Source organism: Pseudomonas sp. FP1740 (genome assembly GCF_030687165.1).
Lineage (GTDB): Bacteria > Pseudomonadota > Gammaproteobacteria > Pseudomonadales > Pseudomonadaceae > Aquipseudomonas.
Map to the genome: position 1 here is coordinate 3,176,828 of NZ_CP117461.1, position 25,947 is coordinate 3,202,774.

Here is a 25,947-nt window from a genome sequence, read left to right on the forward strand (position 1 = left end):
CGCCGGCATGTGCAAACCCTAAGCCAGACATTGACGCGTATTCCGCGCCACGCTTTCCATGCGACGAATGGTGTCGCGCGATGTTCAGATAGGTTCGATCAGGCCAGGGCCATCGTTGTGCACATTGCCCACGGCCTGATCAACCTTGAACCACTCGAATGTCTCGGCCGGCTCGCCCTGCGACAGTACTATCTGCTCGGCTCGCTCTTTCGGCGTGGCCGGGTCCAGCCATTCCCGGGCCAGTTCGGCATTCAGCGTCACCGGCTGGCGATCATGAACATCCACCATGCCGCCCTTGCTGTCGGCGGTGATGATCACGAAACCGTCATGTTCGTCCGGCAGATGTTCGTACCTTGGGTATTGACCGATCGCCGCGCACAGGATCGGTGCGCGATCCTTGCGGCGGATCAGATAGGGCTGCTTCTTCGGGCCGCCCTCGTAAACCCATTCAAACCAGTTATCGATGGCAACGATCGCCCGGTGCGGCCATATGGCTTTGAAGAATGGGCCGTGACTGACTTTCTCGACCCTGGCATTGATCGGCATAGGGTGTTCTTCGGACCAATGCGGCCGCCAGCCCCAGCGAACCCTGTCGGCGTGCAGCACGTCGCCTTCCTGGTGGAAGAGAGCGAGCTGAGTCGTCGGCGCGGCGTTGTAGAGCTCGAATGGCTGATCGCCGGCATTGTTGACCAAGGCGTTGGGCATGCTCAGCGCCTTGACGAAGTCGTGAATGCCTCGGTACTGCGAAAGTCGTCCGCACATGGCTGAGCCCTCATGCTTACATCTGAGCTTAGACGATCCTTTGAACTAATAGGGCGTTAAAGCCGCGTGGCGTTTTGGCGGGCATGAGTAGACACATTTTCACAGTTGAAGGTTAACTATTGGTTACAAAGTATGGCTAAAATGACATCTTTCGCCCCCATGTCGATTGTCGGCATGGCTCAAGAACGCGCCATCGGGACGCACTTTGTTCATTTCAGACGTGTGACGATTTCCGTGAAACTCATTATTGCCGCTATCTATGTCATCTCCATCGCGTATGTCCACTTGCGCGGTAAGGTGCGCCACAAACTAGGCCGCCAACTAAGCGACCACTCGACGTTTCTGGCGCCGATCAATTGCTTCCTTTATATGTTCTCGAAAATCCCCAATCGGCCTTATCTCAATCCAGCGGACTTTCCTGACTTGAGCCCTTTGCAGGCTCATTGGAAAGAGATTCGCGCCGAAGGCCAGAACCTGCTCAAGGCTGGGGAGATCAAGCGCTCGAATCAGTACGACGACGTCGGTTTCAACTCGTTTTTCAAAAGTGGCTGGAAGCGTTTCTATCTCAAGTGGTATGGCGACAGTCACCCATCGGCCGCGAAGCTCTGCCCGCGTACTACTGAATTGGTGCAAAGCATTGGTTCGATCAAGGCAGCGATGTTTGCCGAACTGCCACCGGGTTCCAAACTGGTCCGCCACCGCGATCCGTATGCCGGCTCTTACCGTTATCACCTGGGGCTGGAAACGCCGAACGATGCCGGTTGCTATATCAACGTCGACGGCGAGAGCTACCATTGGCGTGACGGCGAAGCGGTGATGTTCGATGAAACGTTCATCCATTACGCTGAAAACAGCACCCAGCAGAACCGTATCATCCTGTTCTGCGACGTCGAACGGCCGATGAAGTATCGCTGGGCGGCGGCGTTCAACCGCTGGTTCAGCCGCACAGTGATGGCGGCTGCGGGGGCACCGAACGATGCGGGTGACAAGACCGGTGCTATCAACCGTTTGTTTGCCAAAATCTACACGGTTCGCCTGCGCGGTAAAGCACTCAAAAAGCGTAACCGCGCTCGCTATTACCTGGAGAAGTGGGCGATTTTTGGCGGGTTGCTGGCGATTTTTGTGCTGATCTGAGTTTTGCTTTGCGGCGCATTTAGTCATTGCGAGCAGGCCAGTATTTTCACCGCATAACGTATGGGCACTCCACTCACCGATCAGCCACGAGAACGCTTCGTGGCTTTTTTATCTGTGCTCGCTTTGGCTTTTTCTGCCGTTTTACCGGCACTCCTGGCACCGAGGCTGCGTTTGAGCAGTTCGGTCAGATCGATGACATCCGCCGTCCTGCGCTCCTCCTCACCGGTAGCGGTTTCGACGATTTCGATCTTGCCTTCATTCGCCTTCTGCTCAACCAGCGCCATGATCTTGTCTTCGAAACTGTCGCGGTATTCCTCGGGCGTCCAGTCCGCGCTCATGTCCTCCACCAACCGTTTGGCCATCTCCAGCTCGCCCTTGGCCAGATCCGGCTTGGTCACTTCACTACCAAGCTCCAGTTGATCCAGGCTGCGCACTTCGGCCGGCCAGCGCAGCATCACCAGAACCAGGGCTGATTCCAGCGGCATGAGAGCCGCCAGGTGCTGACGGGTATGCAGCACAACGCGGGCGAGGGCGACCTTGCCCGTTTTGTTGAGCGTTTCGCGCAACAGCGCATAGACCTTGCCTCCGCGTTTGTCCGGCGCCAGGTAATAGGGTGTGTCGATGTTTTGCAGGGGGATCTGCTCGCTGTCGACAAAGGCAAAAATGTCGATGGTTTGGGTCGACAGCGGGTGCGCCGAGCGAATTTCTTCTTCGCTGAGCACCACGTAACGCCCCTTTTCGTACTGGACGCCTTTGACGATATTTTCCTGGGTGATTTCCTTGCCGGTGACCTTGTTGATGCGCTTGTAGCCCACCGGCTCCATGCTGCGTTTGTCGAGCCAGTCGAAATCCACCCCGTGGGAAGACGTTGCCGAAACCAGCGCCACGGGGATATGCACCAGACCGAAACTGATTGCGCCTTTCCAGATTGCCCGTGCCATCGCCGTGTTCTCGTCAGTCGATTGATGTTCAGGTGACCTGCACGCAAGGGCAAAAGTTTCAGTCGCCTGCGGCCCGGTTCGGCGGGCGGATCAGCAGTGCAGTCAACTCGTGTTACACCTTTTGAAGGAGGTTTTAGTTAACAAAACCGAAGTCCGGGCGTAGCGTGAGGCAAATCACGTTGCACGCTCATTTCGAGAGGTCCCCATGAACCGATGTGTGCTTGGCATCATCGTCCTGGCATTAAACGGCGTGCTGAGCCATTGGGCTCTGGCGGGCACCGCGATGCCGTCCTCGCCCTTGCTGCTGGCCCAGAACCTGCCGGGCAGCACCAATAACAATCCTTACAACAACCCGATCCGCCGGGCCAACCCCAACAGCATGCAAGGCACGCGCCCCGGCATCCCGGTGATCCGCGGGCCGAGTACGGCGCCCGCGCCGCGACCGCCGACCCTGGAGAACGGCGGTATCGGCAACCGTTATCCGCAGGATCGCCAGGCTCCCGCCAGCCCACCGACATTCATACCCAATCCACCTCATCGGGACGCAGACACCAGCAACCGTTGAACGGCAGGATAGAGGTCTTGCCAGCCATTTTGACCACAAAAGGAATCGTGCATGTTGCGTAAGACCCTCCTGACCACACTATTTGCCGGCGTACTGATCACCAGTGCGCCCGTGTTTGCGACGCCTGCCCAGGAACTGAAAAGTGAGGAGGGCACCCTTGAGGTCACGCCGATCGTTAAAGGTCTGGAGCATCCCTGGGCGCTGGCGTTCCTCCCCGGTCGCCAAGGGATGCTGGTGACCGAACGGCCGGGCAACCTGCGGGTGGTCAGTGCCGATGGCAAACTTTCGAGTCCGCTCAGCGGTGTGCCTCAGGTCTGGGCCAAGGGGCAGGGCGGGTTGCTCGATGTGGTTTTGTCGCCCGACTTCAAGCAAGACCGCATGGTCTATCTGTCTTATGCCGAAGGCGGCGGTGAGGGCGGCAAGGCGGGTACGGCGGTCGGTCGCGGACGGTTGTCGGAAGACCTGACGGCCATCAAGGGCTTCAATGTGATCTTCCGCCAGGAGCCCAAGCTTTCGGTTGGCAATCACTTCGGCTCCCGTCTGGTGTTCGACCGCGACGGTTATCTGTTCATCACTCTGGGCGAGAACAACGATCGACCCACGGCGCAGGACCTCGACAAGCTGCAAGGCAAGATCGTGCGGATCTATCCGGACGGCAAGGTCCCGAAGGACAACCCCTTCGTCGGGCAAAAAGGCGTTCGCCCGGAAATCTGGTCCTACGGCCATCGCAACCCGCAAGGCGCGGCGCTCAATCCCTGGAGCGGCACACTCTGGGAAAACGAGCACGGCCCCCGGGGCGGTGACGAAGTCAACATCATCGAGCGTGGCAAGAACTATGGCTGGCCGATAGCAACCCACGGCATCAACTATTCCGGCCTGCCGATCCCGGAAGCCAAGGGCAAAATCGTCGAAGGTACCGTGGGCCCACAGCATGTCTGGGAAAAATCCCCCGGCCTCAGCGGCATGGCCTTCTACGACAGCGACCGTTTCAAGCCCTGGCAGCACAACGTGTTTATCGGCGCGCTGGTGGGCCAGGAGCTGATCCGCCTGCAGTTCGACGGCGACAAGGTTGTTCACGAAGAGCGGCTGTTGGGTGAGCTGAACAAACGGATTCGCGATGTGCGACAGGGGCCGGATGGTTATCTGTATGTACTGACCGATGAAGACGATGGTGCGTTGTATAAGGTTGGGTTGAAGCAGCCTTTGTAGCAGCTGGCGTAGCCCGCGTTCGGTAGCTGCTACAGAACGTGTTTCTCAAGTCGCAGCGCGTCGGCATGGTCCTGGTAATAGTCATGAATCAGCCCGAATCGCCGATAACCGTTGCGTTCGTACAGAGCGATTGCCATCGGGTTGTCGATGCGCACTTCAAGTCGCAGGTAGGCGCAATCGTGCTCAAGGGCGCAGGCTTCGGCACGTTCGAGCAATTGCCTGCCCAACCCACTGCCGCGAGCATCAACGGCGATCGCAATCGAGTACAGACGTGCCCGTGAAGTACCCCGGTGAAACAACACCAGCGCATACCCCACCAATCGCTCGCCACGTTGGGCCACCAGCAGTTGCCCGTGAGCCCGGCTGATCATCCATCGAAAACTGCGCCGGTTGAGCCGGTCGGTGGTGAAGCATTGCTGTTCGAGTGCCAGCAGTGCTGGAAGGTCTTCAATGACCGCCAGGCGAAAAACAGGATTCATATGACCGCCGTAAAAGTTGCGTAACGAAACGGGACTTTCGAAAAAGTTCGTGCTTAATAGGAAAGGTCTTGTTCTCCAACGGATCAATCACTATGTCAGCGGTACAAGGTCATTGGCGCGAAGTATCCGAACAAACTTTGCCGACAGCAATAACTTCTGCAAACTATTTAAATGCCTCGATCAGAACTTCCAGCCCGTTGATGATAATCGTCGAACGCAAGGAAGACTGGGCCTCCTACTTTCCCAGTGAAGACATCGTCACCGCCCAGGAATACCTCGAACAGACCCGCAACAACGAGCAGGGCAAACGGGTTCAGGTGATCAACCTGTGCCGCAGTTACAAGTACCTCGGGCACGGTTATTACTGCTCGCTGCTGGCCGAGGCACGGGGGCATAAGGTGATTCCGTCGGTGCGGACCATCAGCGAACTGACCCGAAAGTCCCTGTATGGCCTGGCCTTGGACGATCTGGATAAAACCCTGGAAAAAGCCTTAAGTCATCATGTTTACAGCGATACCGAAGGCTTCACCTTGACCCTGTACTTTGGCCAGACCTCCATCGAGCCATTACAGGAATTGGCTCGACAGTTATTCGAGGTTTTCCCTTGTCCGATATTGTTAGTTGAATTTCGCCGAACTAACGGTTGGCACATCGAAGGTGTAAAGTTTGGCACCCTGCATAAGTTGCGTGAAGATCAGGAAGATCAGTTTGCTAACGCGCTGGATAGTTTCAGTCGCAAGATCTGGCGCCTGCCACGCTCTCGGCGTTTGGCCCGTTATGACTTGGCCATTCTGCACGACCCGCAAGAAGCATTGCCGCCCTCCAACCCCAAGGCTCTGGACAACTTTGTCAGGGTCGGCAAGATGCTGGGTATCGACGTTGAGCTGATCGAACGCAAGGACTACGCCCGAATCGCCGAATACGACGGGCTGCTGATACGCGAGACGACAAGTGTCGACAATCACACCTACCGTTTCGCGAAAAAAGCCGAGAGTGAAGGCCTGGTGGTGATAGACGATCCGGCGTCGATCCTGCGCTGCACCAACAAGGTTTACCTGACTGACTTGCTCAAGAGCCATCAACTGGGCATGCCGGCCACTGAAATCCTCTACAAGGAGCGACCGGAAGACTTTGAGCGGGTAGGCGAGCGACTCGGGTTTCCTTTGGTGTTGAAGATCCCCGACGGCTGTTTCTCAAGGGGCGTCATCAAGGTCGAAAGCCAGCAAGCCTTGCTCAAGGCCACCGCCGAACTGTTCGAACACTCGGTGTTGCTGCTGGCCCAGGAGTTCTTCTACACCGAGTACGACTGGCGCATAGGTGTGCTCAACCGCAAACCAATTTTTGCCTGCCAGTACTTTATGTCCAAGGGCCACTGGCAGATCTACAACCACAAGGCCAAAGGCCAGGACATCAACGGCGAATGCCGCACCCTGGCGGTTCACGAAGCGCCGCGCGCGGTGGTTGAACTGGCGGTGAAAACCGCGAATCTCATTGGCGACGGACTCTATGGCGTCGACCTCAAACAGTCCGGCGACAAAGTGGTGGTGATCGAAGTCAACGACAACCCGAACATCGACGCCGGCATCGAAGACGCGTACCTGCAGGACGATCTGTACACGTTGGTGCTGGAAGAGTTCGTCCGGCGGCTGGAGCTTAAACGTCGTGGTCAGGCTTGGTGAGCCCCCGCACCACCAGATACAACAACGGCCCCACAGACACGAAAATCGCCGTCACCAACAAATAAGGAACCACCGACAACCCTGACCGCCCACGCTTGCGTGCATCCCGGTACATCCAGATACCGGCAAGCGTTGCTAACAGGTACAAATCAATGACCACCTGCGCGGTATCGGGCCGTGACATCAGGCTGATACCGAAGTCGAGCAACGACTGTTCGGCTTGCAGCATCACCGAAACGGTGTAGCTGGCGAAAGCGATCAGGGCAACGAGGGGCAGGGCGACAGACTTCATGGTTTCCTTCCTTGGACGATGAGCAGAATCGCCAGCCTACAGAGCCCGTTGAAAATTGGCCATTGACTTGCCATCAGCGGCCGGCTAATTTCCAGCCATGACTTCCACCGTATTGCGCTGCCAGCCAAGCATTATTACCGCCATTCCTTATTTGGCGGGCTAGCACACGACTGCAGCACCCAACCCGCCCTAGAGGCGGGTTTTTACTTTCTGTCTCTTGGGCTCCGATCAAAGTCAGGAGACGACCATGAACAGCACCCCCGCCCAGCAGAGTTTGCTTGAGCATTACGTGAAAAAGATCCTCGCCGCGCCGGTGTACGAACTGGCGGTGCGCACGCCGTTGCAAGCGGCACCGGCGTTGTCCGAGGCGTTGGGCAATCAGATCCTGCTCAAGCGTGAAGACCTGCAACCGACGTTTTCCTTCAAGATCCGCGGCGCCTACAACAAGCTGGTGCACCTGAGCGATGAACAGAAGGCCCGAGGCGTGATCACCGCCTCGGCGGGCAATCATGCCCAAGGCGTCGCATTGGCGGCACGCGAATTGGGGATCGCCGCCACCATCGTCATGCCCTGCACGACACCGGAACTGAAGGTAGCGGGCGTGCGCAGCCGGGGAGCCGATGCGGTGCTGCACGGCGAGAGTTTTCCGTTCGCCCTGGCTTATGCGCTGGACCTGGCGCAGCAAACCGGCCGCACCTTTGTCTCGCCCTTCGACGACCCGGATGTGATCGCCGGGCAGGGCACCGTCGGCATGGAGATCCTTCGTCAGCACCAAGGGCCCCTGGATGTGATCTTTGTGCCGGTGGGCGGTGGTGGCTTGATCGCCGGTATCGCCGCGTACGTCAAATACCTGCGCCCGGAAGTGCGCATCATCGGCGTCGAGTCGGAACATTCCGCCTGTTTGCAGGCGGCCTTACAGGCCGGCGAACGGGTTGTGCTGCCAACCGTCGGCACCTTCGCCGATGGAGTGGCCGTCGCCCAGATCGGCGCGCATGGTTTCCAGGTCTGCCGGTTCTGTGTCGATGAAGTGCTGACCGTCAGCAACGACGAGCTCTGCGCCGCGATCAAGAACATCTACGACGATACCCGCTCGATCACCGAGCCTTCCGGCGCTTTGGCCGTGGCCGGGATCAAGCAGTACGTGGCGCAAACCGGCGCCCGGGGACAGACCCTGGTGGCCATCGACTCCGGCGCGAATATCAACTTTGACAGTTTGCGCCATGTGGCCGAGCGCGCCGCGTTGAGTGGCGCCCCGGCATAAGGGATGGGCGGATTATTCCTGAACGGCTTTCTCGACGTGGCTCGACGCCGACCAGATTCGGTAGCGCACTTCGACGTCTTTGGGCACATAGAGCACGATCGGCAGTTTGCTGTTGTAACGCAGCCGGAAACCGTCACCGACCACCGGCACGAAGTCCTTCTTGCTCTTGCCGTCAGGGCAGGCCATCAATGTGCTCATCGGGCCGGTGACTTTTTCCAGCCGGTAAAACGGATAGCCCCAGCCTTCGAGGTTCTTTTCCTCAAGCATCCCGCCCAGGCGCTGACGGTTGCAGTCGACGGTCAGGGTCTTGCCGGCCAGGATCTCCACCTGATAGCCGTCTTCCTGTTTTTGCGGGGCAAGGTGAATGACCTGGCGGGTAAAGCCGCTCTCCGGCTTGGGGTACGGTGCGACGTCTTCGAGTGTCGCAGCGTGGGCTGCGGACGACAGAAGGACAACTATCAGCCCGGCGGTCGTGTTAAAGGACAAAGTACCCATGATGCCTCCTTGCGTGTGTGTGGGGTCAGCAGATACTGAAAAGATGGACCGCATTCTCACTGCCGTCCTTGCCCAATGCAAACCCGCCCTCAGAGGGGGGTGCAAAATGCAGGTATTGAAAGCTGACCTTTCTTGCATTTTGCATGACGCAATGTGTTGCCATCTTCTCTAAACCTTGATTTGCCGACGAGGCGCAGGGCGAAATTCCGGGCATGTTTTATGCTGAAGCTGTCTTGAGCTGACCACGGTCCCATTGAGTCAGCGCTGAAACAAAAAAACGGTCGGACGTTGGAACGATGAAGCCCGCAAGGAAGAAAAGAACGGGCGATCTGAGCTCCGACCGACAATTGATTTTCGATTGGCAATCTCACAATACCGAGAGGGTGGCCATGTTTCTTTCTGCCTTGGAACTACGCAATATCGTTGAAAGCAGTTTTCTTCCGAAACGCTGCCAATGCACGCTGTCGCCAGACCTGTCGATGACCGTCAAGGTGTATTCGGACAACGAGACTGACCATCTCGACCTGTGCGTCACTGGCATAGACGCCCATCGCCTCAACGGCTGTCGGGAGATCAATAACTTGATCGCCGAGTTACGCACCGACCTTGAGCAAAAAAACCATAGCCAAGTGTTCAGCCCAAAGTCAAAAGCCCATTAACCGGCCGTTTCACCCAGTTCAAGCGATATGCGCCGGGTCTGGATAAACCCCAGACCCAGTGCCAACTCCACCAGGATCGCCAGTAAGATACCCGGCCCGGCATGACCATTGAGCCATTCGCCGAAGCCTAGCGCTGCCAAGCCGAAACACCCGACCATAAAGCCGCTGCACATCGCACTTCTCGCCGCCGAGGGCGGTGCCTGCCGCACGAGATAAAACATCACTCCAAGCGCACCGAACAGCACCGCACTGCGCCTGGCCACAAAACCCGCCGCGGACGAATACTCGATACTCCAGATCGCCAGCAACCATTGCGGCATCAAGCCCCACACCAGCGCCAGCAGAAAGCAGAGCGCGGCGGTGAACGTCGACAGCGTACGAAACGAGAACTGCATGGCGAATCCTTGCGGCAGTGAGAGAGCGCCAAAGCATAGCGTCAGAATCCCCGCAGGCCTACTGCCAAGTGCCGAATCGGAATCGTCTGTCAGCCCTGATAACTGCACGCGTCAGAAAGTTTTCGATAGGTAATTTCCTCCGGTTTACCCGAAGTGCTATCGATGTATTTCATGTCCGCCGTGACCACTTGGCAGTCCAGCGTCGACGGTTCGGTCATGGAAATGACCTTGCCCACATTCAGAGGCATGCCGTAGTGATAAGGCACGGCCTGGGAGGGCGACGTATCGTTGGCCTGAGCAAAACCGGCGAATGCGGTGCAGGCGAGGGCGGTGGTCATCAGCAGTGTTCGCATGTTCATGATGGGTCTCCAGTGCAGAGGGGAAGCCAGTTCGATGCAAGAGCGTCGAACCTGCCGCACTGGGCGTCAGAGGGTGCTGAGGGAGTGCGGTCCAGTAAAGTTTTGGACCGCAGGATTAATCGAAGGTTAAGTAGCGGGCTAATGGTTGTTGCGAGCCGGTTGTGCGGTTATCTATTCGAGGTGCACAACCTTGAACCCACGTCGATCTGGAGGCGTCTCTATACCAGCGGGTCCTTCCAACTGCCCCCTTCCAGCAACATAGTCATAGACCAAAAACTTCGCCGACACTTCATACCCAATATTAGGAATGACCAGCCGGATCTGCTCTCGTCCGAGGTACAGCCAACGTGGTAACGCCTTCTCGGCAAAATCGATTCGCTCGACGGTGTGAGTGACAGGGTTCTTGCGTAAAACGACGCCTTTTAAATACGGCGAGCCGTATGCGAAGGCGAATATCAGGCTGGAAGAAACACACTTTGCCAGGAAGACTTCGCCGAAAAAGTCGAAATCCGGGATGTCGGTAAAGGCCGGTTGGATTTTGCTGTCGAGTTTCACAAACAGGCGCTGGCCTTGCGCATTCGTTTCCGCCAGCAAGGACACCTGAGTTCTATCGGCCAAAGGGCAGGTGAGGATTGTCTGGAGTGGTTGCGCGTAGGCCGGGGCGGCTAGCAGTGCCGCGATGATGTACTTCCATGGTGTTTGCATTCGGGGAAATCCCTTCGGTTGTCGGGTCCTACATTACTGCCCGTGAGTCGTGATAAATCCTAAGAAAGCTTCGTCCCGTTCCTACAGGCTCGGGCGTGTTGTCGTCTTTCGCCGGCTGGTTTCCAGCGGTTACTGTTTGGCGTCGCTGCAAAATCAGCGAACAGGTTTGGTCACCTGTTAACGTCGCACATATTTGTGCCCTCATTCGCACTGCGGACTTCTACGTCTCGTATTGCGTTGTAATGGCGGCTGTGTGCGGGACGCCTTTGGGCGAGCCGATTTGGCGTTATCGGTTGACCAAGCCTGTGCACAGCCGCCACCCATCGTTTGGTCACGGTGCTGGCGATTACTAAATTAATGCCGAGTAATTACTATGCCAACGATAAACCCATTCCCCGAGCGCTACCGTTCAATTAAAAGTGGCCTTACCGACTCAAATCCCTTGGTGATCGACACAGAAGCCAATCCCCAAGACATCCTCGAATCCGCTCTCCAGCGCATCCGGGCCTCCAGCCAGTTACTTGAAACACTCCACTGCCTTTGCTTCAAGCACGGTGATGTTCAGGACATTCCGCACATTACCCATGCGCTTTATCTGCTGACTCAGGATGGTTACGACCTGCTGCAGGTTGCGCAGCAGCGGATGATGGGGTGGAAAGCGCCGGTCTGACCGTAGAATTTTTAAAATTAAGCCAGCCTCCGTGGAAGCTGGCTTAATTTGAGGGGTAAGGAGGCAGAACAGCATTTGCCTGAATGCTCAGCGCTACCAGCCTAAGGCCGAACAGAAAAACTCTCATGATTTACTGAAGTCATCCTTTTTCTTACTTGAGGCGTACGTCTTCGAATCCACGCTTCGCCGGCACACTATCACTACTATTGGCTTCGTCGCTTTGGCCTTTGTCCGACAAATAGTCATAAATCAAAAAGCGTGTAGAAACTTCATTGCCTTGTATGGACGATGGGGGCAGCCTGTACTGAGTCATCTATTATTTAAGCGCGTGAATCGGTGGGTCTTGATAGGAATCATCAATTTCTATTCCTGCATCACGAGCTTTTTTCTCGATCGTTAATCTTGTCTCGTGATAATCATTTAATCTCGCTGGCAATAGTTCTTTCCAGTGAAGTCTATCTTTTTCGTTGGTGATGCCAGATTTCCAGAATTCCATCTCTGATTGAAATTCCAAAGTGATTAGGTAAGTTCCTGTTTCTGTAGGGTTGTCTTTGGAGTCGTGGCGCCAAGCCTTTAGATTTAAATACGCTCCGTCATTGTAGAAATACCAGTTGTAGAAGGAGGAAATTTTTAGCCAGCGGTCGATATCAATTGGATAGTCAGGATCTAACCAAGGATGGCTGGACACATGATGTCCTAGTACATATTGTGGAGAGTCTATCTTGCCGGCTTGCGATCCTGATATGCGTGGATCCTCAACGAAATAGTAGTGTTCCCAGCCTGATGACTTGATGCTTTTAATTAGTTTATAGATGAACGTTCTGTATTGATCGTGGGTGCTGTTGTCGGGAAGGCCTCTAAGCGTGATGTCGATGTTTTCCACGTTACTTCCAACTTGCTCATCAACAACGATTGTGATGTTGGTCACCTCCGGAAGATTTAGCGTGCTAGCGGCGTTTTTTACCACTGCGTCGGGAAGGTTCTTATCGTTTGCTGATTTATCTATTTTGTACCAGCATAGCCCCAGGTCACTCATGCACTCCTGAGAGAATGCGGTCGTACTATTGCTTAGAATATCTCGTATAGGAGCATGAAGAGCTACTTCGATGGGTGCTGTCTTATTTGTCATAATTGATTCGCTGTCATTGCATGCAGTAAGAAAAACGCAAGAGATGAAGAGCCAATGAAATTTCATTGCGCGTTCGCCCAAGTAGAAATTGTGCGTATCTCGCCTTCCATATACGCTTCGCGCGTGCCCATCAGCAGGTGGTATTGTTTTGCAATGGCGCCAATAAATTTCATTCTGTCGCTTTCATCATACAAATCACCTTCTGACATTTGTACTCTGAGCTCCGGCTGTTTGACGTCGCAGGCTGGGCTGAATGCAGCCACTCTTACTGGAACAAAAGGTGCCCATTCGAAACCAGCCTGCATCTTCAGTGTCGCTCGAAAGGGCAGGTTTTTGTAAATCAAAGGCTGAAGAATTTTTCGTTGTTCGTGATCTGCAATTGCCATTAGTGAAGACAGTTGCATGCTCCTTCTTGCTTTTCCAATAGGCAGTATTTCTGTTTGTTGAATGTCCTTAAATCCTTTTTTTACGTCGTCCGTAACATGCAAATTGCTAAGCGTAGCAAGCGCCTCATCAGCCCAAGGCAAACTATCGATATTGGTCTTGATCTGCCCCTCACAACTACGCACATTGCGTTCAGGCGCGCACTCATCGAATTGTTCTTTGTATTTACTGTAAAACCAATGCCAGACAAAAATGTCCTGAAACAGCCAGAAATTGCCTTTGCCCAGCGCGTTCTTGCCAATGCGCAGAGGCGGCTGGACGATAGGAGGCGTCAGTGCCAGGTAAGGATCATTCGGAATAAAGTCCAGACCGCACTTCACCTGCTTGCTGGCAAACGCCGCAAGACCCATCCAATAGAAACGGCCCTTGAGTTCCGGTTTTCCATCTTCACCCTGCTCCAAATAGAAACTGGCGTAAGCGGCGGCAATCCTCGCGGCGCGAGCGCCGAAGTCCGAAATCAGCTCGTACTTGCTCGAACCCGATGAGCGCTTTTTGCTTAAGCGGCGTATGGCTTCTTCCTGTCCCATAGCCCACAGCTTATCGCAGCCCAAGACAACTTCGTGGACAGAGCATTCTTTGTCATTGGTTTTGAAGGTCGTAATCGGTTGAGCGCTCATTTCTTTCTGCTCGCCTCGTAGTCATCTGCACCAGAAGGCACAATCAATTCATCCCACACCAAGTGGGCCTTTACCGGCTCTTCGGCGTCTGTTTGCACGCGAGGGTGGAGACCATTAGCGTCGCTTTTCGATATTTGTGGTGCTATTTCGGACGGCACAATCAGCGCTGTTTTTACGGATTTGACGGGTTGCCCACGGCGCGTAACGAATTTAAGTTGTTCATCGTATCGTTCGCTAACTTTCGCCTTGAGCAAGCTTCCTGCACGAGCTTGATCGGCAATGACAGGAATGAGCGGGGCGAGAATGCCAATCCCGGTGCCGGAACCTGGCCCACCACCCGAGTTGACCTTCACCTCAGCCCCACTAATCGTCACCCCCCCCGCATCAATCTTCACAAAGCTCCCGCCAGCCTTGGCCGTCAGCTCCATGCCACCCTCGACCACCACCTTCTCCCCGGCGTGGTAATGAATCTCCTGACCCGCCTCGACAAACTGCGCCGTGCCCACCTTCACATGCTGGGTCACGCCCACGGTGAGGTGATCATCCGCCCGTGCTTCGGTCTTGCGGTCCAGATGGGTAATCCGGTGCTCTTCTACCTTGAACTCGCTGAACACATTGGCCTCGACCGTGTCATGTCGTTCATTGCCGACGCGGATCTTCTGGTCGTGCTCGATGTTTTCATCCCAGTCGCGCTGGGCGTGCAGGTAGATCTGTTCCGCGCCTTTTTTGTCTTCGATGCGAAACTCGTTGTAGCCCTTGCCGCCCGGCGAGCTGAGGGTTTTGAAGGTGCTTCGGGTCTTGTTCGCCGGCAGGTCGTAGGGGACGACGTTTTCCTTGTGGTACAGGCAGCCGGTGATCAGCGGCTGGTCGGGGTCGCCTTCGAGGAAGGTGACGAGCACTTCCATGCCGACCCGCGGGATGGCGATGCCGCCGTAGGCGTTGCCGGCCCAGCCGCTGGCGACGCGTAGCCAGCAGCTGGTCTTGTCGTCGGACTGGCCGTCGCGGTCCCAGTGGAATTGCACCTTGACCCTGCCGTATTCATCGCTGTGGATTTCTTCCCCCGGCGGGCCGGTGACGATGGCGGTCTGGCTGCCCAGCACTTGCGGTTTCGGGTGTTCCAGGGCTGGGCGGTAATGGGCGTCCCACGGGGTGGCGAGGAAGCGGTTGCGGTAGCCCTGATGGAAATCGTCCTTGCTGTCGGTGACGTCGCTGGTGATGTTCTCGCCGAGCACTTGCGGCTGTTTGCCCTCGTGGACGATTTCCAGCAGCAGCCACAGGTCGTTCCATTCGGCGCGCGGGTGTTCGCTGAGGGCCAGGAAGTGGCCGCTGACCAGGGTTGGCTCGTCACCTTTACCTTCGGCCAGTTGGTAGTCGCTGCGATGACGTTCCAGGGCGCGGGTCGCCAGTTGCTTGCCGCGCACGCGGTCGGTGAAACGGCCAGGGTAGTCGTAGTCTTCGAGGTCCGGGGCGAACGCGCTTTTGGCTGCGCTTTCCGGCAACAGGCGCGGTTTTTCGAAGTCGTAGTCGCGGCGGCTGACGCGGGTGGTGCGGGTTTCCAGGCGCAGGTTGAAGCGCTTGATCACCGGTTTTTCGGCGGCCATGCCGGAATCCTGCTGGTAGCTCACCGGCGCCAGTTTGCGGAACACCGTCTGGTCATCGCCGAACACCAGTTTGTGGCCGCTGGCCGAGTGCTGGAAGTGGAAGTGGATGCCTTCTTCTTCGCACAGGCGCTGGATGAAATGCAGGTCGGACTCGTCGTACTGCACGCAGTACACGCGCTCGGGGTAGATCGCGCCGAGCTGGAAGCTGTAAGCGTCGGCCAGAATGCCGCGGGCTTCGAGGACCTGGGCGATGATCTTCGGCACGCTGAGCTGCTGGAAAATCTGTTGGTCGTGGTTGTGGCGCAGGTAGGCCAGTTGCGGCACCAGGCTGATGCTGTAGCGGGTCAGGCTCTTGCCGGAATCGCCTTGCTCGATGCGGTACACCAGGCCATGGATTTTGCCCTGGCCGGTGGCGCCGAAGGTCAGGCAACCGGGCTTGTGCAGCAGCTCTTCGAGTTTCAGGTCGGGGCGGGCGCTGACCAGTTCGATGTCGAAACAGAAGGGCTGGTTGAGGGCCTCGCGGCCGATGAAGCTGAGCACCTGAAGGTCGACGGAAACGCCTTCGAGGGTGAGGAAGATATGGATTGCGTTTGCGTCCAGCATGCCTTGAATTCCGTCCTTTGAAAAAGCAGGGGCGGATGGTGCAGTATTAAATGGCCATGTTCAAGGCGAAAATGCCGTAGGTCAGGGGCCTGACGCTTGTAGGGCTTTCCCCTATAGCTGAGGTTTTGCACGATGAATACAGGCACTTTTCGAGGCAATTGACCGCTACGCCAGATAAAAAGAAGGCCCCACAGATGGGGCCTTCGTTTATGACTCAGCCAATAAATTTAAAGCGATTGCAGGGAAATGGTCGCGCTCTGCGAGTTTTGCTGGCTGTCAGCATCCATCCAGACCCACTGCGTACCGTCGCCTTGCAGATTATTGGTAATGCTCTGAATCTGCGAATAACTGATTTTGACGGCCCCAACTTCACTTGCAGTAGGCCCAATCGTGGTGACTTGGCCGGAGAGAAGGCCGTTCGACGTCTCATTGACGACGAACACGGTCGCCTGCGCCTCACGGAACTGGCAGGAGAGGAACTGTGTAATGGTGCTGGTGATCGTCAGGTTCATCCATTTCGATGGGGGGACCGCATAGTAGCGGGTGTACTTGTTGAACGGATGCTGCTCACCATCGGCCGGCAGCGGATAGTTGCTGAGCCCCGATGTGTTGGTCGGCATGCTGACACTTCCCAGCCAGATTTCGACCTGTGATTTACCGGCGTTGCTGGACAGTGAGACCGAAACGGTTTGAGTATCGGTGCCCGAGACAAAACCCAACGATGCCAGGCCTGCATTGGCCGTGGTGCCAGGCACCGTGATCGGTACGGGCGGCTGGCTGTTGCTCCAGTTCACGGAGACAGTCGAGTTGTTGTCATTTTGCGCGGAGTTGTAGATAAAGATCCCATACAGTTGGCCTGGGCTAAGCGCGGTACAGGTGGCTGTATCACCTGCGGTGAGCGTAATGCGTTGTCCGCCGTTCCAGTTAATTTGGGCAGCTGAGATAGCGACACTTTCCATGTTGGAGTTCCTTTTCCTGTTGTGGTGGTATAAGGATTCGCACAGCAATTGTCCTTACCTGCGCCGTGCGTGGAAAAGATACTAGTTGAAGGCATGTGGCGGTCAAGTAACTACTTGGTTGTAATTGGCTGTGGGTAATTATTTTTTTGGAATAGTTGCAAGTGTAAAATGCTATAAATTTACTTCGCATATAAAAATATAGGGCTGTCAACAGCCGCTTATCTTTTGCCTGGTTTTATAGTTTTAAATTGCAATAAGAATATATCTAAAAAATATAATGGGCGAAAAGATATAACGCCCAAAAGAAACATATGCAGGCTGTCTTTTATTCATGTCCGCCGACAGGCCCTGAAATCAGGACCTGCCATAGCAGGGGGAGGTATGAGGGCGTGTATTTCAGCTCAACTGCCGCCGATACGGCAAATCCGGCCCGGTTTTGCTGCAGGTCAACGCTGCAGCGCTCACCGCAAACCTGAGCATCGCGTCAATCTGCTCACGGCTCAGCCGCTGCACACCCGCAACCGAATCCAGCTGTTGCTCGGTCAGCCAGGTAATCAGCGCCGCCTGGAAGGTATCGCCAGCCCCCACGGTGTCGGCAATCTTCACCGAGCAGGCCGGCACCGACCATGTGCCATGAGCCCGGCTGAACACCGTTGCGCCCTGACCGCCACGGGTCAGGAACACCAGCTGACAGCGATGCTCCAGCCAGCTTTCGATCACGCGCTGGGGATCCTGTTCGGGATACAACAGGCTCAAGTCTTCATCGCTGACCTTGATCAGGTCCGCCAGCTCCACCAGAGTGGCGATCCGCGAACGCCACAACTCGATGTTCGGCTCGGGATTCAGGCGCACGTTCGGGTCGAGGCTGATCAGGCGTTTGCCGCTTTCCCTCTGAACTAGCGCCAGCAAGGTATCGGCAACCGGTTGCACCACCAGCGAGAACGAGCCGATGTGCAAGCCGCGCACTTCAGGCCCCAATTGCGGCAGATGCGCCAGGCTCAACTGTCGATCCGCGCAGCCTTCGCCGCGAAAGCTGTAGTGAGGCGAGCCGTTGGCACCGACCGCCACCATCGCCAGCGTGGTCGGCGCGGCGAAGTCCACGAGGTAATCCGGGCGTACGCCTTCATCCTGCAGCACTTGCTGCAAGCGACGGCCGAGGTAGTCGGTCGACAGTCCGGCAAACAGCGCGGCATCCACGCCCAAGCGGCGCAAACCCACCGCGACGTTGAACGGCGAGCCGCCGGCGATTGCCTTGAAATTCACTTTGGACGCCAGACCGCTGGCATCGTCTTCGCTGAAGAAATCGAACAGCGCTTCACCACACACCAAATACATAGTTGCTCGCTCTTTAAAGGGTTGCGACATGCTGTTGATAGCGTTCGTAGGCCTGCTGACAGGCCTGTACATTTTCTGCAATCGGCAGGGTTTCACTGGCCAGGTCGAGCTTCACGCAGCGCTCGCACAAGTCCGCCAGACTGTCTTCGTGGCCGTTTGCCCAAGACTTGCACCACGCCGCCTGAATCGCTGCGCCAAGCGCCGCGGCCTCGCTCTGTTCGGTACAAATCACCGGTGTATTCATGATGTCGGCGACGATTTGCCGCCACACCGGGCTTTTGGAGCCGCCACCGATCAGGCAGATGCTGCGGCTTTGTAAGCCATTGTGGCGCAGCAGGTCCAGCCCGTAACGCAAACCGAAGGTGGTGCCTTCCACCACGGCGCGGCACAAATTGGCCTGGGTCAGGTTGGTCATGGTCAACCCCAGCAGGCTGCCGCTGGCATGGGGCAGGGCGGGAACGCGTTCGCCATTGAGGAACGGCAGCATGCACACGCCTTCGGCACCAATCGGCGCGTGTTCGACCAAGGCGTTGAACTGCTCGATATCCAGTTCGAACAACTCGCGAATCGCGCCGGTGGCATTGGTCAGGTTCATGGTGCAGATCAGCGGCAACCAGCCGCCGCTGGAGGAACAGAACGTCGCCACCGAGGCGTCTGGACTGACGTGCGCTTGCTCGGCATAGGCGTAGACCGTTCCCGAAGAACCGAGGCTCATGGTGATCGCGCCGGGCTTGATGTTGCCGGTGCCGATCGCGCCCATCATGTTGTCGCCACCGCCGCTGGAGACCAGGGCCTTGGGGTTGATGCCCAGATGCTCGGCGATGCCTGGCAGGATCGTACCGACCGGCTGGTGGGCATCGATCAGCTCCGGGAGCGCGGCGTGCAGGCGCCCGGTGGGATCGATGTCGCGCAGCAGTTGCAAGTCCCACTGACGCGTACGCACGTTGAAATAACCGGTGCCCGACGCATCGCCGTACTCGCTGCAACTGCGGCCGGTGAGCCAATAGTTGAGGTAGTCATGGGGTAGCAGAATGCGGGCGATGCGGGCGAAAATTTCCGGGTGCTGTTCTTTGGTCCAGAGCAGCTTGGACACGGTGTAGCCCGGCGCGATAACGATGCCGAGGCGTTCCAGGGAGCCTTTTTCACCGCCCAGATGAACCAGTAGACGATCATTCTCCGGGGTGGATTCGGTATCGCACCAGAGCTTGGCCGGGCGCAGTACCTGGCCGTGATCGTCGAGCAGCACCAGGCCATGTTGCTGGCCGGAAACGCCGATGCCGAGAATGGCCTGACCATCGACATCCGCGGCGAGCAACGCGCGGCGGGTGGCTTGGGTAAAGGCTTCCAGCCACTGGGCAGTGTCTTGCTCGCGACGGCCATTGGGGCCGCTGATGAGGCTGTGGACAGCAGCGCCCTGACCGAGGACCTGACCGCTGTGTGCGTCGAGGATCACGGCTTTGGTGCCTTGGGTGCCGCAGTCGATGCCCAGGAATAGTTGTTGGTTTGCCATGGAAACACCCTACCGAAGATTGTTCCCACGTTCTGCGTGGGAATGCATCAATGGACGCTCTGCGTCCGCTTCTGGATGGGACGCGGAGCGTCCCGGGCTGCATTCCCACGCAGAGCGTGGGAATGATCAGACGGCCAGCACTCGTTCGAGCGTCTGCGTCACGCCAACCTCGCGCAAGCTGTTACAGCACCACTCGAACGCCGCGACGAACGCTGGCGAACGGGGAATCGCCGTGCCGAAAATTTCCTCGACCTCCAGCAGCCGCTGGGTGATCAATGCATCATCGGCCACCAGCGCCTGACAGAACGCCGCCCGCGGATCCGGAATTGCATAGGTCTGACCGTTCTCATCCACGCCTTTGAGGTACAGCGCCCAGGCCGCCACCACCAGCGCCGCACGTTTGGTCTCGCGGCCGTCGGCGATCAAGCGGTTGAGGGTCGGTACGGTGAATTTCGGAAACTTCGACGAACCGTCCGAACACACCCGCTCCAGCTGATCGGCAATCGCCTGATTGGAGAAGCGCGCCACCAGGGTGTTTTTGTACTCGGTCAAATCGATGCCGGGCACCGGCGCCAGTTGCGGCGTCACGTCCAGGTCCATGTAGGCGCGCATGTAGCGTACGAACAGCGGGTCGTTCATGGTTTCGTGAACGAAGCGGTAACCCTTCAAGAACCCCAGGTAGGTCAGGGCCAGATGGCTGCCGTTGAGCAGTTTGATCTTCATCTCTTCATAAGGCGTGACGTCGTCGGTGAACTGCACGCCGACTTTTTCCCAGGCCGGGCGACCGTTGACGAATTTATCTTCCAGCACCCACTGCACAAACGGTTCGCAGACCACTGGCCAGGCGTCGTCAATGCTGTGTTTGTCGTGCAATTGCAGGCGATGCTGGATGCTGGTCATCGGCGTGATGCGGTCGACCATGGCGTTGGGAAAGCTGACGTTGCGCTCGATCCAGTCCCGCAGGTCGGCGTCGTGCAGGGCGGCGAACGCCAGCAGGGCCTTACGGGTCACCGCGCCGTTGTGCGGCAGGTTATCGCAGGACATCAGCGTGAACGCGGGCGTGCCGGCTGCACGCCGTTTGGCCAGCGCGGCGCAGAGGAAGCCGAACACGGTTTTCGGCGTGTTCGGATTGGTCAGGTCGTGCTGGATCTGTGGCAGATGCGCCATGAACTCGCCGTTGCTGTCGTCGATGCAGTAGCCGCCCTCGGTGATGGTCAGCGAGACGATGCGGATCTCGGGGCTGGCCAGTTTATCGATCAGCGCTTCGGCGCCGTCTTCGGCCAGCAGCATGTCGCGGATCGCGCCGATGACTCGCACTTCGGTGTCATCGGTATCGCCAAGTTCAAACAAGGTGAACAGGTAATCCTGTTCTTTGAGATCGTCCCGGGCACGACGGTCTTCGGCGCGCAAGCCAACGCCGCAGATGGCCCAGTCCAGTGCTTCGCCGGTGTTCATCAAGGCGTCGGTGTAGTACGCCTGATGTGCGCGGTGGAAACCGCCGACGCCAATGTGCGCGATGCCCTGGCGGGTGTCGCTGAGGGTGTAGGCGGGCAGGGCTACCTCGGGGGCGAGGCGGTTGAGGTTGGACTTGTTCAGTTTCATCGCATGTTCTCTGAGGTCAGGCTGCGGCGCGCAGTGGGCGGGTCAGCGCCACGCCGTCGGCATCGAATAAATGGCAGTGTTCCGCATCCAGGTGCAGGCTTAGGGTTTCGCCATAACGGCTGGCCAAATCGCCGCGAACGCGCATGGTCAACGCTTCACCGGAAGACGTCAGCACATGGCAGAAGGTGTCGCTGCCCAAACGTTCGCTGACATCGGCGGTGACTTGCAACGTGCAGTCGCCAGGTTGCGCCAACTCCAGGTGTTCCGGGCGAATGCCCAGCGTTACCGCACCGCCGACGCTCAGGTTGGCAGCGCTCAGTGGCAGAGTGATGCGGGTGCCGGCGTCCAGCAGCACTTCGCAGCCCCGGCTGTCGACACGGGTGACTTTGCCTTTGAGGAAGCCCATTTTCGGTGTGCCGAGAAAACCTGCGACAAACAGGTTGGCCGGCTGGTGATACAGGTCCAGTGGCGAACCGACCTGCTCGATCTTGCCGCCATTGAGCACGACGACTTTGTCGGCCATGGTCATGGCTTCGACCTGGTCGTGGGTCACGTAGATCATGGTGGCTTGCAGTTCTTTGTGCAGGCGCAACAGTTCCAGGCGCATTTGCACCCGCAGGGCGGCGTCGAGGTTGGACAGCGGTTCGTCGAACAGGAAAATTTTCGGATTACGCACAATGGCCCGGCCGATCGCTACGCGCTGACGCTGACCGCCGGATAACTGTTTCGGTTTACGTTCGAGCATCGGCCCGAGCTCCAGAATGCGCGCTGCTTCGCCGACCTTCTTCTCGACTTCGGCTTTCGCTATACCGGCCAGGTCGAGGGCGAACGACATGTTTTTACGCACGCTCATGTGCGGGTACAGGGCGTAGGTCTGGAACACCATCGCCAGGTCGCGCTTGGCCGGGCTGACTTCGGTGATGTCGCGGCCATCGAGTTCGATGGTGCCACCACTGACTTCTTCAAGGCCGGCGATCAGCCGCAGCAGGGTGGACTTGCCGCAACCCGACGGGCCGACGAACACCACGAATTCCTTGTCGTTCACTTCCAGGTCGATGCCTTTGATAATGGAAAAACCTTCGAAGCCTTTTTGCAGATTTTTGATTTTCAGGTTGGCCATGATGGCGCTCCTTTATGTTTATTCTTTTAGGGCTATTTCACGGCGCCAAACGACAGGCCGCGGACCAGCTGTTTCTGGCTGATCCAGCCGAAGATCAGGATCGGCGCGCAAGCCAGGGTCGACACCGCCGACAACTTGGCCCAGAACAAACCTTCGGGGCTTGAGTAAGAGGCGATCAGTGCAGTCAGCGGCGCGGCTTTGGACGAGGTCAGGTTCAGCGACCAGAACGCTTCGTTCCAGCACAGGATCAGCGACAGCAACACCGTGGAGGCCAGGCCGCCCTTGGCGATCGGCAGCAGCACCCGGACCATTTCCTGCCACAGGGTGGCGCCGTCCAGGCGTGCCGCTTCGAGGATGTCCTTGGGGATGTCTTTGAAGTAGGTGTAAACCATCCAGACCACGATCGGCAGGTTGATCAGCGTGTAGATCACGATCAGCGCGATTCGCGTATCCAGCAGGCCAAAGCTCTTGGCCAACAGGTAGATCGGCATCAGCACGCCTACTGGCGGCAGCATCTTGGTGGAGAGCATCCACAGCAGCGTGCCTTTGGTGCGCTGGGTTTCGTAGAACGCCATGGAGTAGGCGGCTGGCACCGCAATCAGCAGGCACAATGCCGTGGCGCTGAAGGAAATCACCACCGAGTTCCAGGCGAAGCTGAAGTAATCGCTACGCTCGTTGATGTGCAGGTAGTTCTCCAGCGTCGGCATGAAGATGAACTGCGGCGGCGTGGCGAACGCGTCGATTTCGGTCTTGAAACTGGTCAGCACCATCCAGAAGATCGGGAAGAAAATCACGATCGCGATGGCCCAGGCCAGGGTGCCGAGCAGCAGGCTTTGCAGACGACGGGATTGTTGAAGAGTCATGGCGCGGGCCTCAGGCTTTGTCTGTCAGGTTTTTGCCGATCATGCGCACCAGCACGATGGCCGCGATGTTGGCAATCACCACCGCGATCAAACCACCGGCGGAGGCCATGCCGACGTCGAACTGCACCAGTGCCTGGTTGTAGATCAGATAGGCGAGGTTGGTCGAGGCGTAGCCGGGGCCGCCGTTGGTGGTGGTGAAGATTTCGGCGAACACCGACAGCAGGAAGATGGTTTCGATCATCACCACCACCGCAATCGGCCGGGCCAGGTGTGGCAAGGTCAGGTGCCAGAAGATCGCGATCGGGCCGGCACCGTCCAGGCGCGCGGCTTCTTTCTGTTCCTGGTCGAGGGACTGCATGGCGGTCATCAGGATCAGGATCGCGAAGGGCAGCCATTGCCAGGACACAATGATGATGATCGACAGCAGCGGGTAGTGCGCCAGCCAGTCCACCGGCTGCGCGCCGAACAGCTTCCAGATGTAGGCGAGAATCCCCGAGACCGGGTGAAAGATCAGGTTCTTCCAGATCAGCGCACCGACGGTGGGCATGATGAAGAACGGCGAGATCAACATCACCCGCACGATGCCGCGACCGAGAAACTCACTGGCCTCCAGCAATGCGCTGATCAACACGCCGAACACCACGCTGACCAGCAACACACTGCCCACCAGCAACAGGGTGTTGGTAGCGCCGGGCAGGAAACCCGAATCGCTCAGGAAATAGCTGAAGTTCTCCAGCCCCACGAATTCGTTTTCACCGGGGTAGAGCAAGTTGTAGCGGATCATCGAAAAGTAAACGGTCATGCCCAGCGGCACGATCATCCACAGCAGCAGCAACGCCACCGAGGGGCTGACCAGAAACCAGCCGGGGTTGGTCAACCGGCTTTTACGCACCGGTTGCGGGATGTCCATGTGAGCTTTGGCAGTGGTTGAAGTATTCATGGCGATCAGAACCGATTGGGAACAGACAAATGAAGATCAACTGTAGGGGCGAGGCTTGTGTGGTGAGGGAGCTTGCTGCCGCTGGGTCGCGAAGCGGCCCCAAAAGCTTTGCGACTGCTGCGCAGTCGAACGGGAGCAAGCTCCCTCGCCACACAAGCCGACCCCTACATGGGGGGCGCTGGTTATTTGGGATAACCGGCGCGCTTCATCTCACGTTCGGTGGTTGACTGGGCGGCGGTCAGGGCCTGGTCGACCGTGGTCTGGCCGATCAGCGCCGCTGAGAACAGCTTGCCGACCTGGGTGCCCACGGCCTGGAATTCAGGAATGGTTACCAGTTGGATACCGATGTAGGGCACGGGCTTTTGCGACGGTTGGCTCGGGTCCGCGGCTTTCAGCGATTCCAGCGTCACCTTGGCGAACGGCGCGGCATTCATGTAAGCCTCTGTGTAGGTCGAGGCGCGAGTGCCTGGTGGCACGTTGGCGATGCCGTCTTTTTCCGCGACCAGGGCTCCGTACTCCTTGGACGTGGCCCAGGCGCTGAAGGTTTTCGCCGCTTCCTTGGCCTTGGAACTGGTTGGGATAGCCAGTGCCCAGGAATACAGCCAGGCCGAACCTTTGTCGGTGATCTGATGCGGCGCGTAAGTAAAGCCGACGTGGTCGCTGACTTTGCTTTGGGTTTTGTCGGTTACGAACGAGCCGGCCACACTGGCATCGACCCAGATCGCGCACTTGCCGCTGTTGAACAGCGCCAGGTTCTCGTTGAAGCCGTTGCTCGATGCGCCAGGCGGGCCGGACTTTTTCATGGTGTCGACGTAGAAATTCAGCGCATTTTTCCACTCAGGACCGGTGAATTCCGGCTGCCATTTCTCATCGAACCAGCGTGCGCCGTAGGCGTTGGCGACGGTGGTGATCAGCGCCATGTTTTCGCCCCAGCCAGCCTTGCCGCGCAGGCAGATGCCGTACTGTTCTTTATCTTTATGGGTGAGTTTGCTGGCGAATTCGCCGATCTGTTCCCAGGTCGGGCGCTCCGGCATGGTCAGCCCGGCTTCCTTGAACAGGTCGGTGCGGTAATAGGTGATGGAGCTTTCAGCGTAGAACGGCAGGGCATAGAGCGAGCCCTTGACCGAAAGACCTTCACGCACCGAAGGGAAAACGTCGTCGAGGGCGTAGTTGGCCGGTAAGTCCTTCATCGGTTCCAGCCAACCCTTGGCGCCCCAGAGTGCGGCTTCGTACATGCCGATGGTCAACACATCAAACTGCCCGCCCTGGGTCGCGATGTCGGTGGTCAGCCGTTGGCGCAGGACGTTCTCTTCAAGCACCACCCAATTGAGCTTGATGTCCGGATGCTCGGCCTCGAAGGTTTTCGAGAGTTTTTGCATGCGGATCATGTCGCTGTTGTTGACGGTGGCGATGGTCAGGGTCTGAGCGCCGAGGCTGACGCTGCTGAGGGTCATGCAGGTGAGGGCAAGCAGAGCTTTTACAGAAGGTTGCATCGTGCACTCCTTTTCTGCACCCAGGGGGTACAGAAGGACAGTTATTGTTTTTGTGTCTTCCTGCGGAGGGAAGAATGTGCAGCGATTACAGCCTTCAATTGATGGGCTGACAAATCATCCATCGCA

Annotated in this window: 24 protein-coding genes and 2 pseudogenes; 7 read left to right on the top strand and 19 right to left on the bottom strand. The window is 57.5% G+C overall.

Annotated features, from left to right (window positions below):
- Nucleotides 1-84 precede the first annotated feature (84 nt).
- Nucleotides 85-762: an SOS response-associated peptidase family protein gene (locus PSH69_RS14425; RefSeq protein WP_305412647.1), complete on the bottom strand. Its 678-nt coding sequence runs from the start codon at nt 760-762 to the stop codon at nt 85-87.
- A 234-nt stretch (nt 763-996) separates the two neighbouring features.
- On the opposite strand from PSH69_RS14425, the gene lpxO reads away from it, so the two are divergent.
- Nucleotides 997-1,896 (top strand): lipid A hydroxylase LpxO, encoded by a 900-nt coding sequence (gene lpxO, locus PSH69_RS14430; RefSeq protein WP_305412648.1) that lies wholly within the window; start codon nt 997-999, stop codon nt 1,894-1,896.
- Between the two features lie 80 nt (nt 1,897-1,976).
- Here lpxO and PSH69_RS14435 read toward each other — a convergent pair whose 3' ends face one another.
- Nucleotides 1,977-2,837, bottom strand: coding sequence for a Ku protein (locus PSH69_RS14435; protein WP_305412649.1), 861 nt, complete (start codon nt 2,835-2,837; stop codon nt 1,977-1,979).
- A 205-nt stretch (nt 2,838-3,042) separates the two neighbouring features.
- Here PSH69_RS14435 and PSH69_RS14440 point away from each other — a divergent pair, with 205 nt between their 5' ends.
- Nucleotides 3,043-3,402 (top strand): hypothetical protein, encoded by a 360-nt coding sequence (locus tag PSH69_RS14440; RefSeq protein WP_305412650.1) that lies wholly within the window; start codon nt 3,043-3,045, stop codon nt 3,400-3,402.
- Between the two features lie 51 nt (nt 3,403-3,453).
- The gene (locus tag PSH69_RS14445; protein WP_305412651.1) at nt 3,454-4,611 is read left to right on the top strand and encodes a PQQ-dependent sugar dehydrogenase; all 1,158 of its coding nucleotides are present in this window, start codon (nt 3,454-3,456) and stop codon (nt 4,609-4,611) included.
- Between the two features lie 32 nt (nt 4,612-4,643).
- On the opposite strand, the pseudogene rimI reads toward PSH69_RS14445, so the two are convergent.
- Nucleotides 4,644-5,090: pseudogene (rimI, locus tag PSH69_RS14450) on the bottom strand (ribosomal protein S18-alanine N-acetyltransferase); the annotation flags it as partial.
- 200 nt (nt 5,091-5,290) lie between these two features.
- Here rimI and PSH69_RS14455 point away from each other — a divergent pair.
- Complete coding sequence (locus PSH69_RS14455; protein WP_305412652.1) at nt 5,291-6,769, top strand: RimK family protein; 1,479 nt, start codon at nt 5,291-5,293, stop codon at nt 6,767-6,769.
- Here PSH69_RS14455 and PSH69_RS14460 read toward each other — a convergent pair.
- The gene (locus PSH69_RS14460) at nt 6,744-7,061 is read right to left on the bottom strand and encodes a DUF2834 domain-containing protein (RefSeq protein WP_305412653.1); all 318 of its coding nucleotides are present in this window, start codon (nt 7,059-7,061) and stop codon (nt 6,744-6,746) included. The two genes, PSH69_RS14455 and PSH69_RS14460, sit on opposite strands and share 26 nt — an antisense overlap.
- Before the next feature lie 247 nt (nt 7,062-7,308).
- On the opposite strand from PSH69_RS14460, the pseudogene ilvA reads away from it, so the two are divergent.
- Nucleotides 7,309-8,304, top strand: a pseudogene (ilvA, locus tag PSH69_RS14465) (threonine ammonia-lyase, biosynthetic); the annotation flags it as partial.
- Between the two features lie 30 nt (nt 8,305-8,334).
- Here the strand turns inward: ilvA and eco are convergent.
- Nucleotides 8,335-8,817, bottom strand: coding sequence for a serine protease inhibitor ecotin (gene eco / locus PSH69_RS14470; protein ID WP_305412655.1), 483 nt, complete (start codon nt 8,815-8,817; stop codon nt 8,335-8,337).
- 389 nt (nt 8,818-9,206) lie between these two features.
- Here eco and PSH69_RS14475 point away from each other — a divergent pair, with 389 nt between their 5' ends.
- Nucleotides 9,207-9,476 (top strand): DUF1652 domain-containing protein, encoded by a 270-nt coding sequence (locus tag PSH69_RS14475; protein ID WP_305412833.1) that lies wholly within the window; start codon nt 9,207-9,209, stop codon nt 9,474-9,476.
- On the opposite strand, the gene PSH69_RS14480 is transcribed toward PSH69_RS14475, so the two are convergent.
- The 3 genes from PSH69_RS14480 to PSH69_RS14490 form a co-directional block, all read right to left on the bottom strand.
- Complete coding sequence (locus tag PSH69_RS14480) at nt 9,473-9,871, bottom strand: hypothetical protein (RefSeq protein ID WP_305412656.1); 399 nt, start codon at nt 9,869-9,871, stop codon at nt 9,473-9,475. The genes PSH69_RS14475 and PSH69_RS14480 overlap by 4 nt on opposite strands.
- Nucleotides 9,872-9,960: 89 nt before the next feature.
- Nucleotides 9,961-10,230 (bottom strand): DUF2790 domain-containing protein, encoded by a 270-nt coding sequence (locus tag PSH69_RS14485; protein WP_305412658.1) that lies wholly within the window; start codon nt 10,228-10,230, stop codon nt 9,961-9,963.
- Nucleotides 10,231-10,401: 171 nt separating this feature from the next.
- On the bottom strand, nt 10,402-10,935 hold the full coding sequence (locus PSH69_RS14490; protein WP_018926050.1) for a hypothetical protein: 534 nt from the start codon (nt 10,933-10,935) through the stop codon (nt 10,402-10,404).
- Between the two features lie 373 nt (nt 10,936-11,308).
- On the opposite strand from PSH69_RS14490, the gene PSH69_RS14495 reads away from it, so the two are divergent.
- Nucleotides 11,309-11,605 (top strand): hypothetical protein, encoded by a 297-nt coding sequence (locus PSH69_RS14495; protein ID WP_111453612.1) that lies wholly within the window; start codon nt 11,309-11,311, stop codon nt 11,603-11,605.
- Nucleotides 11,606-11,921: 316 nt separating this feature from the next.
- On the opposite strand, the gene PSH69_RS14500 is transcribed toward PSH69_RS14495, so the two are convergent.
- The 11 genes from PSH69_RS14500 to PSH69_RS14550 all read right to left on the bottom strand — a co-directional run bounded on the left by PSH69_RS14500 (nt 11,922) and on the right by PSH69_RS14550 (nt 25,821).
- The gene (locus PSH69_RS14500) at nt 11,922-12,641 is read right to left on the bottom strand and encodes a hypothetical protein (protein WP_305412660.1); all 720 of its coding nucleotides are present in this window, start codon (nt 12,639-12,641) and stop codon (nt 11,922-11,924) included.
- A 155-nt stretch (nt 12,642-12,796) separates the two neighbouring features.
- The gene (locus PSH69_RS14505) at nt 12,797-13,795 is read right to left on the bottom strand and encodes a hypothetical protein (RefSeq protein WP_305412661.1); all 999 of its coding nucleotides are present in this window, start codon (nt 13,793-13,795) and stop codon (nt 12,797-12,799) included.
- Nucleotides 13,792-15,999, bottom strand: a complete 2,208-nt coding sequence (locus PSH69_RS14510) for a type VI secretion system tip protein VgrG (RefSeq protein ID WP_305412662.1) — start codon at nt 15,997-15,999, stop codon at nt 13,792-13,794. Before PSH69_RS14510 ends, PSH69_RS14505 begins: the two co-directional genes overlap by 4 nt.
- A gap of 227 nt (nt 16,000-16,226) precedes the next feature.
- On the bottom strand, nt 16,227-16,958 hold the full coding sequence (locus tag PSH69_RS14515) for a hypothetical protein (protein WP_305412663.1): 732 nt from the start codon (nt 16,956-16,958) through the stop codon (nt 16,227-16,229).
- Between the two features lie 396 nt (nt 16,959-17,354).
- The gene (locus PSH69_RS14520) at nt 17,355-18,293 is read right to left on the bottom strand and encodes a carbohydrate kinase (protein ID WP_305412665.1); all 939 of its coding nucleotides are present in this window, start codon (nt 18,291-18,293) and stop codon (nt 17,355-17,357) included.
- Between the two features lie 13 nt (nt 18,294-18,306).
- Nucleotides 18,307-19,803 carry a xylulokinase gene (gene xylB / locus PSH69_RS14525; protein ID WP_305412666.1) on the bottom strand — a complete coding sequence of 499 codons (1,497 nt, stop codon included), beginning with the start codon at nt 19,801-19,803 and terminating at the stop codon, nt 18,307-18,309.
- A gap of 126 nt (nt 19,804-19,929) precedes the next feature.
- Complete coding sequence (locus tag PSH69_RS14530) at nt 19,930-21,405, bottom strand: mannitol dehydrogenase family protein (RefSeq protein ID WP_305412667.1); 1,476 nt, start codon at nt 21,403-21,405, stop codon at nt 19,930-19,932.
- A gap of 16 nt (nt 21,406-21,421) precedes the next feature.
- The gene (locus PSH69_RS14535; RefSeq protein WP_305412668.1) at nt 21,422-22,525 is read right to left on the bottom strand and encodes an ABC transporter ATP-binding protein; all 1,104 of its coding nucleotides are present in this window, start codon (nt 22,523-22,525) and stop codon (nt 21,422-21,424) included.
- Nucleotides 22,526-22,557: 32 nt separating this feature from the next.
- Nucleotides 22,558-23,388, bottom strand: coding sequence for a carbohydrate ABC transporter permease (locus PSH69_RS14540; RefSeq protein ID WP_105341861.1), 831 nt, complete (start codon nt 23,386-23,388; stop codon nt 22,558-22,560).
- Nucleotides 23,389-23,398: 10 nt separating this feature from the next.
- Entirely contained in the window at nt 23,399-24,328 is a 930-nt protein-coding gene (locus tag PSH69_RS14545; protein ID WP_370695243.1) for a carbohydrate ABC transporter permease, read from the bottom strand.
- A gap of 182 nt (nt 24,329-24,510) precedes the next feature.
- The gene (locus PSH69_RS14550; RefSeq protein WP_018926037.1) at nt 24,511-25,821 is read right to left on the bottom strand and encodes a sugar ABC transporter substrate-binding protein; all 1,311 of its coding nucleotides are present in this window, start codon (nt 25,819-25,821) and stop codon (nt 24,511-24,513) included.
- Between the last annotated feature and the right edge of the window lie 126 nt (nt 25,822-25,947).